This window comes from Acinetobacter calcoaceticus (assembly GCF_016508255.1).
Classification (GTDB): Bacteria; Pseudomonadota; Gammaproteobacteria; order Pseudomonadales; family Moraxellaceae; genus Acinetobacter; species Acinetobacter calcoaceticus_E.
This window is the reverse complement of sequence record NZ_JADVKT010000009.1, coordinates 40,174-52,959: the sequence shown is the minus strand read 5'-3', so window position 1 is coordinate 52,959 and position 12,786 is coordinate 40,174. Positions and strand designations below refer to the sequence as shown.

The 12,786-nt window shown below is 39.4% G+C and carries 11 protein-coding genes; 5 read left to right on the top strand and 6 right to left on the bottom strand.

Going from position 1 to position 12,786, the window contains the following annotated elements:
- The first annotated feature begins 19 nt into the window (after nt 1–19).
- Both yihA and I5515_RS15380 read left to right on the top strand, forming a co-directional pair.
- Nucleotides 20–796 (top strand): ribosome biogenesis GTP-binding protein YihA/YsxC, encoded by a 777-nt coding sequence (gene yihA, locus I5515_RS15385; RefSeq protein WP_199968356.1) that lies wholly within the window; start codon nt 20–22, stop codon nt 794–796.
- Nucleotides 797–919: 123 nt separating this feature from the next.
- Nucleotides 920–1,870, top strand: a complete 951-nt coding sequence (locus I5515_RS15380) for a metal-dependent hydrolase (protein WP_199968354.1) — start codon at nt 920–922, stop codon at nt 1,868–1,870.
- 47 nt (nt 1,871–1,917) lie between these two features.
- Here I5515_RS15380 and I5515_RS15375 read toward each other — a convergent pair whose 3' ends face one another.
- Together I5515_RS15375 and I5515_RS15370 are read right to left on the bottom strand one after the other, a co-directional pair.
- Nucleotides 1,918–3,156, bottom strand: coding sequence for a dicarboxylate/amino acid:cation symporter (locus I5515_RS15375; RefSeq protein ID WP_199968352.1), 1,239 nt, complete (start codon nt 3,154–3,156; stop codon nt 1,918–1,920).
- A gap of 136 nt (nt 3,157–3,292) precedes the next feature.
- Nucleotides 3,293–4,165: an acyl-CoA thioesterase gene (locus I5515_RS15370; protein WP_199968350.1), complete on the bottom strand. Its 873-nt coding sequence runs from the start codon at nt 4,163–4,165 to the stop codon at nt 3,293–3,295.
- A 279-nt stretch (nt 4,166–4,444) separates the two neighbouring features.
- On the opposite strand from I5515_RS15370, the gene plsB reads away from it, so the two are divergent.
- Nucleotides 4,445–7,018: a glycerol-3-phosphate 1-O-acyltransferase PlsB gene (plsB, locus tag I5515_RS15365; protein WP_199968349.1), complete on the top strand. Its 2,574-nt coding sequence runs from the start codon at nt 4,445–4,447 to the stop codon at nt 7,016–7,018.
- Nucleotides 7,019–7,064: 46 nt separating this feature from the next.
- On the opposite strand, the gene I5515_RS15360 is transcribed toward plsB, so the two are convergent.
- Both I5515_RS15360 and I5515_RS15355 read right to left on the bottom strand, forming a co-directional pair.
- A complete protein-coding gene (locus I5515_RS15360; protein ID WP_199968345.1) occupies nt 7,065–8,048 on the bottom strand; it encodes a putative solute-binding protein in 984 nt (327 codons plus the stop codon).
- 67 nt (nt 8,049–8,115) lie between these two features.
- Complete coding sequence (locus tag I5515_RS15355) at nt 8,116–8,943, bottom strand: SDR family NAD(P)-dependent oxidoreductase (RefSeq protein ID WP_199968342.1); 828 nt, start codon at nt 8,941–8,943, stop codon at nt 8,116–8,118.
- A gap of 20 nt (nt 8,944–8,963) precedes the next feature.
- On the opposite strand from I5515_RS15355, the gene recG reads away from it, so the two are divergent.
- Both recG and I5515_RS15345 read left to right on the top strand, forming a co-directional pair.
- Complete coding sequence (recG, locus tag I5515_RS15350; RefSeq protein WP_199968340.1) at nt 8,964–11,009, top strand: ATP-dependent DNA helicase RecG; 2,046 nt, start codon at nt 8,964–8,966, stop codon at nt 11,007–11,009.
- Nucleotides 11,002–11,631, top strand: coding sequence for a ComF family protein (locus I5515_RS15345; protein ID WP_199968338.1), 630 nt, complete (start codon nt 11,002–11,004; stop codon nt 11,629–11,631). The genes recG and I5515_RS15345 overlap by 8 nt, the downstream gene beginning before the upstream one ends.
- Nucleotides 11,632–11,636: 5 nt before the next feature.
- Here the strand turns inward: I5515_RS15345 and I5515_RS15340 are convergent, their stop codons facing one another.
- On the bottom strand, nt 11,637–12,035 hold the full coding sequence (locus I5515_RS15340) for an NUDIX hydrolase (protein ID WP_199968337.1): 399 nt from the start codon (nt 12,033–12,035) through the stop codon (nt 11,637–11,639).
- 14 nt (nt 12,036–12,049) lie between these two features.
- Nucleotides 12,050–12,631 (bottom strand): TIGR00730 family Rossman fold protein, encoded by a 582-nt coding sequence (locus I5515_RS15335; protein ID WP_199968336.1) that lies wholly within the window; start codon nt 12,629–12,631, stop codon nt 12,050–12,052.
- Nucleotides 12,632–12,786: the final 155 nt, after the last annotated feature.

Below are 12,786 nucleotides of genomic sequence, written 5' to 3'. Positions count from 1 at the left end.
ATTTAAAAAGTTATTTTTTATGCGTCGTAGTGAAAAATCGAAAGACACCAAAGCCAGACTCGCACCCAAACAGAAGATCAGCTATGAAAAAGCACCAGATCCAACGATCACAGCATATGCTGTGCAATCCTTAAACTGGTTACGTCAAGCTGAATTCCTAATGAGTGCACCTAAATTGGCACTTTGTGTTGAAGATAGTGGCTACGAAATTGCTTTTGCAGGGCGCTCAAATGCTGGTAAGTCTAGTGCTATTAATGCATTAACCAATCAGAAACAGCTCGCCCGTGCCTCTAAAAAGCCTGGCCGGACCCAGATGATTAACTTTTTTAGTCTAGGCAATCCTGACCAACGCTTGGTCGACCTTCCAGGTTACGGTTATGCAGCCGTACCTGAAGATATGAAAAAGGTATGGCAAAAGGAATTAGAAAACTATCTAATTCACCGTAAAAGCTTACAAGGCTTAGTATTACTTATGGATATTCGCCATCCTCTACAGCATTTTGACATGATGATGTTGGAATGGGCTTATTCACGACATCTGTTCGTACATATTCTTTTAACAAAAGCAGATAAGCTTAATCGCGGCCCTGCCAATAAAGTGCTACTTGAAGTGAAGCAGCAGTTGAAAAAAATGAAGCTTGATTTTTCTATCCAGCTTTTCTCTTCACTTAATAAATTAGGTTTGGAAGAGCTTGCAAGTGTTATGGGTGGACGCCTGCATTTTACGCTTGATCAACAGCCCGAATTTGATGTTGATTCAATCCCTGAAGCGACTGATGAGGATGCTGAAAGCTAAATTGTCACAACAGATACATTTTCTTCATAAAATTTGTACTCAATTGGCCCCTATTGCTAAACACAAATGTAGGGGCTTTTTTTATACTCGTAATAACTTCATCGAGTTAAAAATCAGGACTAAATGATGAAATTGTTATCTTTTTTGAAGAACAAGGCTTTAGGTTCTTCTATTGACTATAAAATTCTTCCACGTAAAGTAAAATTTGACTGGAAAAATACCCCTGTAGACTGGATTCCGAATCAACCTTTCGCAAGCTATTTTATTAATGAAATTAATAATATTTTGCCAGCGGGAGAGTTTTGGTTTTGCCGTTTATACAACAAGGTTTTACCAAATATTACCGATGAAAAGCTTAGACAAGATGTCCAAGCTTTTATCCGTCAGGAAGCTATGCACGCCAACGCACATACTTCTGCCAATAAAGAGTATTTAAGTGTGCGTAATATTGATATCCAAAGAAATCTGGACATCATGAATTATTTATTTAATAAAGCCTTAGCAGATAAACCATTTGATAAAGAAGTTCCACAATTTTTACAGGAACAATGGGATCTATTCCGTTTAGGCATTATTGCTACAGTCGAACACATGACTTGTGTTTTAGGTAAATATGCGCTTTACAACGAACGTTGGGAAGAATTAGGTGCAGACCCAGAAATGGTAGATTTAGTTAAATGGCATGGTTCGGAAGAAATTGAACATCGTACCGTGGCCTTTGATTTATATCGTCATCTCGGTGGGGGTTATATTCCTCGTTACTATTTAAGTATTGCTGTTATTACGCTTGTACTTGGATTATGGGTAGACGGCGCAGCACATATTATGAAGCAAGACCCTCGTTTTGCTGATGCTGCTAAATCTAGATTTTTTCCAGTTTGGGTTGCTGTAGAGTGGTTCAAAATTAGTCGTAAGGATAATCAGGTATTACCAAATCCACTTTGGCTAATTGCTCAGCAGATTGATTATCTCATGCCTTGGTATGATCCAGTCAAAGAAGGCAGTACTGAAGATGCTGTAGGTTATTTATCTCAATCTCCAGCAGCAAAAAGAGCAGAGCTTCAAGCAGCTTAAAATAAAAAAGCAGGATTTCAAATCCTGCTTTTTTTGATTTATAAATATTAGACGCTTATATCCTTATCTTTAGTGTATCGGTCTACAACCACACTAATCATCATATCACCCTGTACATTCACCACCGTTCTTACTGTGTCGAGCAAACGGTCTATAGGGAGTAAAATTGCAATAGCCTCGGCCGGCAAACCAACCGATTGTAGAACCATAATCATGGTGACCATGCCGGCACTTGGAATTCCGGGTGCACCCAATGATGCAATCATGGCAGTTAAACACACGATAATTTGCTGTGTGAGATTTAAATCCAACCCCACTAAATTTGCTACAAACAATGCAGCTGCTGCCTCATATAAAGCGGTACCATCCATGTTTAACTGTGTTCCTAAAGGAATCACAAATCCCGCTGTTTGAGGACGCACACCTAAGTTTTCTTGCGCACACTTCATACTAAGCGGCATAGTGGCAGAACTAGAACTCGTTGCAAATGCTGTAATCAGGGCTGTACGGGTGCCTTTAAAAAAGGTCCACGGACTCATACGCCCAAAAATCCAAAGCAATAGTGGTAGAACAACAGCACCATGGAAAATGGTTGTGCCCGTTACAACGACCGCAAACTCAGCCAAACGACTTAATACTGAAATATCTTCCGTTGCCATTAACTTTGCTAATAAAGCAAAAATACCCAAAGGCGCCAATTTCATGACCCAGCCAACCAGTAGCATCATCATTTCAAAGAACTGGTGGCTCAATAAGCGAATACTTTTGAAACGCTCCCCACCCTGCACCAAAGCGACACCAACGAATAAAGCAAAGACGACAACAGCCAAAACGTTACCATCACTAAATGCTTTAAATGGGTTGATTAACGTATTTTGAATAAAATTCGTGAAAAAACTGGCAGGATTTAAACTATCTGGTGCTTGATAATTTTGCATGGAAGTCTGAAAAATAGAAATATCTATACCACGTCCAACTTCAAATAAATGAGCACAACTAATGCCTAAAATTAAGGCTAAAGTCGTTGTAGTTAAACAGCATAAAAATGTTATTTTCCAGACTGGTCCTAACTGTCCGCCTGCTTGCAGATTTGATACACCCACAACAATCGAACTAAAAATTAAAGGCACCAAAAGCATTTTAAGGAGCCCGATAAAAATACTACTTAATATTCCAAGCCCATATAAACTATGTTTTACAAAAGCTGTGTCCGGATACATTGTGAGTAGGAAACCAAAGGCTAAACCTAAAATGGCGGCAATGAGAATTTGTGTATTTAAGTTCATATCAGCATTATTTTTTTTCAGTTAGCATATCTGTTTACAATATGACATGAGGTCGCTTTTCATACGAGCAATTTTTTGTCACATCGATTTCTTAAAAATAAAAAAGCCATCTAATGAGATGGCTTTTCCAAGAAGTCTATTGGGTTTCAATTTCCCGCAGACGAATTAAACCCTCTTGTACCGTACTACATACAAGCTGGCCATTTTGCCACATACGGCCAAAGTTTAAGCCACGAGAAGCAGCACTTACAGTTGCTTCCATGTCGTAAAGCATCCATTCATCTGCACGCAGTGGACGATGGAAATAAATTGCATGATCAATACTTGCACATTGTAAACTTGGGGAAATATAACTTAAGCCATGCGGTCTTAAAGCTGTCGTCATTAAAGTAAAGTCTGAATAAAATGCAACAATCGCTTGATGCAAGGCAATATCATCTAATTGTTTTGGAATACGATCATGGGTACGAATGTAGTGCGCATTATGAGGAGCTTCTGGTTGTGGCTGAAACGGGTTTACCGGATCAATTGGGCGAATTTCAACATGGCGCTCACGCATGAAACTAGCACGAACATTTTCAGGTACAAAATTTAAAATGCCTTCTTTTAACTCATTTTCCGACTTGAGAGTCTCTGGTGCAGGATACTCTGGTTCTTGATCTTGATAGTTCAATCCTTCTTCTGGATTAGCAAAAGAAACCATCGCAGAGAATATAACCCGCCCATGCTGAATTGCTCGAACTTGACGGCTTACAAAGCTCTTCCCATCACGTAAGCGATCAACTTCATAAATAATTGGAGCATTGATATCACCCCCATACAAAAAGTATGCATGTAAAGAATGCGCTGGGCGATCAGTTGTATAAGATGCTGCACGTAAAGCCTGACCCAAAACCTGCCCACCAAAGACACGTTTACCAACAAGATTGCGGCTCATGCCACGATAAATATTTTCTTCTAGCTTTTCTAAAGTGAGAAGCTCGACTAGTTCTTGGGTTAACGCATTCATGAGAGATACCTTCATATTTCAGGTAAAAAATCGTATTAAAGGACAGCTGTGTAGAATCTATTGTGCCATAAAAAACTATTTGAACATGGAACAATCAGTCAACTTTAGCCCGACATTGCCCATATAACAGCTAAAAATACGATTTTTAACGATAAAATATGCCAAAAGCATTATAATTTATAAGAAAGTAGCATATTGTTTTTTTTAATAAATGCCTCAAAATAATCACCCTCTGCATTTGGTGCCGGGATTTATCTTTAATAAGAAGTAGGAGTTCTTATGTCCAAGAGTGGGTTTGGTCAAATGTATCGTCGGCTTTCGAGTAAGCTACTTGACCTCGTGGTAACACCACATGTTCTTGGGGAAGTTCCTACTGAACCAGTATCAGATACGACAGAAACAGAAGCAAAGATTGAGCGCCAGAAAGTGGTGTGCTATGTCTTACAAAACCACTCTCGAAGCAATGCTTTGGTGGTTGATGGAGAAACGCGTCGTTTAAACTTAAAACCCGCGCTGGACCCATTAGTTGTTGGATCTCATCAGGAAAAAGCATCAGTTTTATTTTTACAACATAATGATGAAAATAATCTACTAAACCCGCCTCCTCATGCTTTCCCACCACGTTTAATAAAACTTATTGAAGTCTTAAAAGAAAATCCTGAACTTGATATAGAACTTGTTCCAGTTACCGTTTTATGGGGCCGCTCACCAGATAAAGAAGACTCTTGGTTTAAGCTCTTATTTTCAGATACATGGGCTACGCCAAGCACCGTTAAGCAATTGGTCAACATTGGCTTACATGGTCGTCAATCTTATTTAGAGTTTCATGAGCCGCAATCGTTACGCGAACTAGTTGAATATGCTCAACAGCATTATCCAAATCTTTCGCCAGCCACTTATATTGTAAGTACGTTAAATGATTACCTAGATCGTCAGCGTGAAGTGGTCTTAGGCCCCGATTTATCTGATCGCCGAAATGTCATGCAGTCGGTTGTGAAATCTCGTGATGTGCAAGAAGCAATCCGCCGTGAAAGTATTCGCGGAAAAGTCAGTATGCTCGAAGCTGAACGTCGTGCGATCGGTTATGTAAATGAAATCGTATCGGATTATTCGCACTCAGCAGTCCGCTTTGCCGATCTTGCTTTAACGCGCTTATGGACCCAGCTTTATGACGGCGTAGATGTGCATAACTTCAGCACTGTTCGTGAACTGGCAAAAGATTATGAAGTGGTTTACACACCTTGTCACCGCAGTCACATCGACTATTTATTATTATCTTATGTGATTTATAGACGTGGCCTTATGGTTCCATATATTGCTGCAGGTGATAATCTGAACTTGCCTTTCGTTGGTCAGCTTTTACGCGGTGGTGGTGCCTTCTTTATTCGCCGTTCTTTCCGTGGTAATGGCCTTTATACAACGGTATTTAAAGAATATTTATATAGTATTCTTTCTCGCAATACACCACTTGAGTACTTTATTGAAGGTGGACGTTCGCGTACAGGACGCCTATTACCGCCTAAGACTGGCATGCTTGCCATGACGGTTCATAGTCATTTACGTGGCCGTACAAAGCCAATTGTATTTGTACCAACCTACATTGGTTATGAACGCCTTATGGAAGGCTCGACCTACGTCGGCGAAATGCAAGGTAAACCGAAAGAAGCCGAATCAATTTTTGGTATTGTGAAAACCTTACGAAAAATTGAACGTATTTTCGGTAAAGTCCATGTGAACTTTGGTGAACCTGTTTTCCTTGATGATCTGCTTAAACAACATAATGCAGAAAATGTTTTTATCGAGAAAAATGACGACCCAATTCCTCAAGCAGTTTCAGATGCAGTAAATAGCTCTGCGCATGCAATTTTAGAAAATATTAACCGAGCTGTGGTGATTAACCCTGTCTCTTTACTTTCTATTATTTTGCTTGCAACTCCAAAGCATACGCTTGATGAAGAAATCTGTATTAAGCAGCTTGAAGCTTACCGTAATCTGGCATCGAACTTCCCATATGACCAACGTATGGAAGTAACGCCTCTTTCGGGTAAAGAAATTATTGCTTATGGTTTAAAGCTTAAACTCATTAAACGAGTTCAGCATGCACTCGGCGATATTATTGCGATTGAAGATAACCAAGCTGTTCTTCTGACCTATTTCCGTAATAACATTTTGCACGCCTTTGTTTTACCTTCATTGGTTGCATCACTTGTTGAACACAATGGAAAAATCAGCCGTTCAGATTTAACTAATGTGATCTATACGCTATATCCATTCTTGAAGGCAGAGTTATTCCTTAAATGGAAGAGTAGCGAACTTAAGGAGCAAATTGAGCAATATGCAAATGCATTGGTTCAATCCAACCTTATTCAACAAGACGATGAAGATAACTTAATTAGCTCTGCACCAAATACTGAAGAGCATAATCAGCTTGTTGTTTTAGCTACCCCTGTTAAGCAAAGCCTTGAGCGTTACTACATGACGCTTGCGCTCATTACTCAACGTGGTTCAGGTAATATTTCTGCTAAACAGGTTGAAGAATTAAGTCATTTACTCGGACAACGTTTATCAGTTCTATATGAATTTAATTCGCCAGAGTTCTTCGACAAAGCTTTATTCCAAAGCTTCTTAAAAGTACTTACGCAGCAGAATTACATTCGCACCAACGAACAAGGCCAAATCGAGTTTGATGATAATTTCCGTCAAATGGCTGCTGGCGCACAGTTGGTGCTTGATGAAGTAACTTTACAAATGTTGCAACACATCACAACCTTTAGCGACGAAGAGTTAAAAGATGCACTTGAAGCTATGGCATCTCAACAAGCAAAACGACGTTTAAAGCGTAAAAAATCTTAAGATTTTTACTCAAAATAAAAGGCAACTTCGGTTGCCTTTTATTTTATTAGCGAATTGGGCATTCAAAATAACGTGGATCATCCATACAACGCAGTCGCTTCATAAGTTGAACAAAATAAGCATCGTAATAACCTGAAAGAACGTACTGATTACGTATTTTTGCAACCATAACGTCATAGCTCTGCTTTTCATAAAAAGAAACGTCAACCCAATAATAGGCAGGTAAATGATTTTCCCATTGGGTCGCACGATTAGTCAGTAATTGGCTGTTTTGAACAAACCATCCTCGTATTTTTCGACCAAAATTAGCAGGATAAGCTTGTGGTTTAATAATTAAATTAACGCCGAAATACGCCAAAGGAAAATTGATTACTTGGACATCTGGTCCAAATTCTTTTTGTAGGTTATATGGCAATAATCCATATATGGGAGCCGGAACAATATCGATTTTGTCTTGCTTAAACTGCACAATCGCATTAGATAAATCGACATACACTGGCTGCGCTCCTACACTTCGCACCAATGCCTGTTGTGGTGGATTATTGGGTAACACCCCAATACGCTGATTTCTTAATTGAGCAACTCTAGAGATTTTCTTATTTTTTAAGACCATATAGGCAGTACCAATTGGAATCATCCCTACCGCTTCATAGTCCTTAGAAATTAACCTTTTCTCGATTGTTGGATGATTTAAAAGCTGCAATAAGCTTTTAGCGGTACGATTATTGGGAATGAGCCCGATACCTGCAGTATTCCCCATAAACTGGTTATAACGATAAGTGTTAAAATTGGATGCAGCTAAACCTGAACATTTACCCTCATCAAAAGCTTGTATTGCCTGTTCTTCTTTTTGATAGGTCACCACTTTAAATTTAACTTGATATTTCTGAGCATATAGCCGAATGTCATTTAAACGGCGTGTGATATCTCCTTGAGACCCGATAGGATCATATGCACACCACACCTGATCCTCAGCCCAACTCGTAACGGCTGTGATGCTCAAAATAAGAGCTAAGCAAATTCTTTTCACTTTCAACCTTTTTATCTTTATCGGCAATTTGGCTGCCTCATCAGGTATTTCTATTCTTATTTAAAGTTTAATCAAAATTTTGTTTTGTACCATGAACATTTAAACATAATAAATAGTCATTAAAGCAAATTGGATGCTCTAATTGAAAACCTGTTTGAAGCAAATGTTTAGCATAAATTCTTTTACCTGAAGTTTGATTCGATTCTAAAGTTAACTCTGGTAATCCCAATTGTTTTTGAAACCACAAAATAATTTCATGCAAGGGTAATGGTTGATTATTAGTCACAATATAGCTCACTTGATCAGTTTCATGGTCAACCATAAAGCCTAGAAAGTTTGCTAAATCCTCAATGTGTATTCGATTACTATAATGAATATTTGGATAACTTTGACTATTTTCAGCCATTTTCTTCAAACGAGCTACCGACGTTCCATAAATGCCAGTTGGGCGAATAATTACACATTGAGTTGGATAGTGTTTCTGCCAAAGTAACTCCATATTACGCAATATACGCCCTTGTGCATCACTTGGCTGAATGTCACTAAAATCATCAATGATCTCTCCTGCATTTTCACCATATACCCGCGTAGAAGAGACTACGATTATTTTTTTTACTGGATGTATGTTTAATGCTTTTCTAATCGGTTCAATACTATCTACATAAGTATGCTGATAACCCTCAATCGTACTATCGTTTGGAGAAAGTAAAATATATACGACATCTACAGGTTCAATTTTACTTAAATCGAGTTTAAAGATATCTTGAACAAGATGTGTTGCGTAACTATCCGTTTTTACACTACGGCTGATTGTGGTAATTTGATGTTCTTTCTCAAATAGTTGTTTAGCAACACGCTGAGATGTTTTACCATAACCGATAAATAATATATGCATAGAAAACTCGTTGAGGGGACATGACTTCAGTCCATCAGTTACAAGGCGTTGGATCGGCTTCAGCAGCCCTGCTCGAAAAACTAAATATTTTTACCACAGATGATTTACTGTTTCATCTGCCACGTGATTATGAAGACCGCAGTACAATTATTGCAATGAATCAACTCGTGGTTGGGCGTAGCTATTTACTCGAAGGTGAAGTCAGATCCATTGATTTCCCTCCGGGAAAAAGAAAATCTATGGCAGCCTTGGTTCAAGATGAATTCGGTAAAGTCACCTTACGCTTTTATCATATTTATAAAAACCTCACTGACAAAATAAAACCCGGCCATCGCTTACGTATTTTTGGTGAAGTTCGTGTAGGTGCGCGTGGCCTTGAGATGTATCATCCTGAAATTCAGCTCATTAATGAACATACGCCTTTACCAAAAACTCAGCTTACAGCAATCTACCCCAGCACAGATGGGCTGACTCAACCCAAATTACGCGAATATGTTAAACAGGCTTTGAAGCATCATAGTGATGCCCTACCAGAGCTATTACCAAAGCAATATACGAATGGCTATGCGCTTAAAGAGGCTTTGTATTACATTCATGAGCCTCCAGTAGATGCCAATATGGTTCAATTGGCACAAGGTTCACACCCTGCACAGCAACGACTTATTTTTGAAGAACTGGTTGCACACCAAATTAGTTTACTTAATCGCCGTGCTTATATTCGTCAAATTGCATCTCCAGCTTTTTTGAGCAGTAAAATATTAGCTAAAAAGTTATTAGAAGCTTTGCCTTTTCAAATGACCAATGCACAAAAACGTGTATCTAAAGAAATTTTGAATGATTTAAAACAGCACCAACCCATGCTGCGATTAGTACAAGGCGATGTAGGCGCTGGAAAGACTTTGGTGGCTGCCGTGGCTGCATGCCACGCTTTAGAAGCAGACTGGCAAGTGGCATTGATGGCCCCTACCGAAATTCTTGCTGAACAACATTATTTGAATTTTAAGCGTTGGTTTGAACCATTAGGTGTTACTGTCGCATGGCTCTCTGGGAAACAAAAAGGTAAAGCCCGCGCACAAGCAGAGCAGCAAATTAAAGAAGGTCATGCTGAACTCATTGTCGGTACACATGCTTTATTTCAAGATAATGTTGGTTTCGCCAAATTAGGTCTGGTGATTATTGATGAACAGCATCGTTTTGGCGTAGATCAGCGCTTAGCCCTACGTAATAAAGGTGCTGAGCAGTTCACCCCACACCAACTCGTCATGACAGCTACCCCTATTCCAAGAACACTGGCAATGAGTGCCTATGGTGATTTAGACACTTCAATTATTGATGAATTACCACCAGGTCGTACCCCAATTCAAACCGTTACCATTCCTCTTGATCGTCGAGAGGAAGTACTTCAACGAATTGCTTCGAATTGCAGAGATGGGAAACAGGCATATTGGGTTTGTACTCTGGTTGAACAGTCTGAAACTTTAGATGCTCAAGCAGCAGAAGCCACTTATCAAGAAATGAAAGAACGCTTTCCTGAGCTTAATATTGGCTTAGTACATGGCAAAATGAAAGCTGATGAAAAGCAAGCAGTCATGCAAGCGTTTAAGAATAATGAATTGCAACTTCTCATCGCAACCACGGTCATTGAAGTTGGGGTCGATGTTCCTAACTCCTCTATTATGGTGATTGAAAATGCTGAACGCTTAGGCCTTTCTCAGTTACATCAATTACGTGGTCGCGTAGGTCGAGGAGCTCAAGCCAGCTTTTGTGTACTTTTATACAAAACGCCTCTTTCACAAAATGGGCAAGAGAGACTTTCCATTTTAAGAGAAAGTAATGATGGCTTTGTGATTGCAGAAAAAGATCTTGAGTTACGCGGACCTGGTGAGTTACTGGGTACCAAACAAACGGGAGATATGGGTTTTAGAGTGGCTCGTTTAGAGCGGGATGACCATTTACTTAGCCAAGCTCATTATGTAGCTCAACAAGTGTTAAAAGATTATCCAGAACAAGCAGATGCACTGTTAAAGCGGTGGCTCCCGGAAGCACCTCGCTACGCGTATGTTTAGTTTCTTAAATCCGCAGCATTTTATTCACTCACTCTCATCTTGCTTATTGTGTGAGACTGGTGTGCGAGAAAAATATTCGCTCTGTAAAGACTGTTGGGAACAGTTAGGTTGGCTTAAACAAACCATTCAACGTAATAATCAATCAGTTCTTGTAGCGTGTGATTATGCATATCCAGTTAATCGAATCATTCAGCAGTTTAAATATGAACAAAAATTACATTATCAAATCTTGTTAGGGGAAATTTTACTACAACTCAAATTTCCTAAGGTGCAGGCTATTGTACCTATGCCTATTTCAAATCAACGTTTAATCGAACGTGGTTTTAATCAGTCGTTGTTACTTGCAAATATCTTGAGCAAACAATTAAAAATACCTGTTTGGCAGCCGGTGCAACGCCTTGCTGAACATTCGCAAAAAGGGCTTTCTCGACTAGAACGCTTTGAAAACATTGAACAGCAATTCATTGCACTTACTCAAGAAAAACGACGTTATCGCCGTGTTCTTATTATTGATGATGTCGTTACCACCGGAAGCTCAATTTACGCCCTGAGTCAGGTATTAAAGCAACTCGGATGTACATCCATTTATGCCGCTTGCTTAGCGGCAACTTTAACCAGTTAAAATGATTAAACTGTAGATAAATGCTCCTCACACCAAGGAATAACGATTTCACGGGTTAATGGTGCGAGGTGCGTTTCTGAATCATTTAAATCTACCCATTTCATTTCTGCAATTTCGGCTGCAATTTTAGGAGCCTGATCGAGCTGAACAAGATATAAATGACTGACCAGAATATGATCTGGTTCATTCGCTGCTGCTGTTTCGAAACGACCAAGAAATTGCTCAATTACACAAGAGCTCCCAACCTCTTCTAAAATTTCTCGCTGCATGGTGACCTCTGGTGCCTCATTGGGTTCCAGCTTACCGCCCACTTGCATAAAAGCATGGGTATTACGCTTTCTTACGAGCAACAACTGATTTTGCTCGTTCAAGATCACTGCAGCAGCGACCGTAATTGTTTTCACTTATTTAACCTCGTTTATGGTTGAACATCTGCATTTATCCATTTTGGAGCAGGAGCCTGATATTGCTCAAATTGTTGAAGAATATCTTCAATTTTGTCTGATGCGATCAATTTATCAACGAACCGTGCTTGGCTAAATCCATTATCTACCGTCCCTTGAATCATTTTAAGTAAATCTTCATAAAAGCCAGCTATATTTAAGAAAGCACATGGCTTTTGATGTATACCTAATTGCGCCCACGTCCATTGTTCAAAGATTTCTTCCAATGTGCCCGCACCGCCAGGTAAAGCAATGAAACCATCGGAAAGTTCCGCCATTTTGGTTTTACGCTCATGCATATTTTCGACCACATATAATTTGGTTAAGCCCGGATGAGCTAACTCACGATCGACTAAAGCACGAGGGATCACTCCAATGACTTGTCCACCTGCCTGTAAGGCACTATCAGCGACAACACCCATTAAGCCTGAGCGACCACCGCCATAAACTAAGGTTTTACCTTGTTTTGCAATAGCCTCGCCTGTAGCTTGGGCAACTTGTTGAAAAATTGGGTTTGAACCAAGAGATGAACCACAGAAAATACAAATTGAATTCATAGTGTAAAAAACCATTTTATTGAATTGTCATGCTGACAAACTAAACTATCGATAGAGTTTTTTTTTGCAAAATAGCGTATTAGCAAGTGTTTTTCGGCAAATCCTTGTCTAAAATACACCCATCCATTTCCATCAGACTGCGTGAGGAAAAAAGA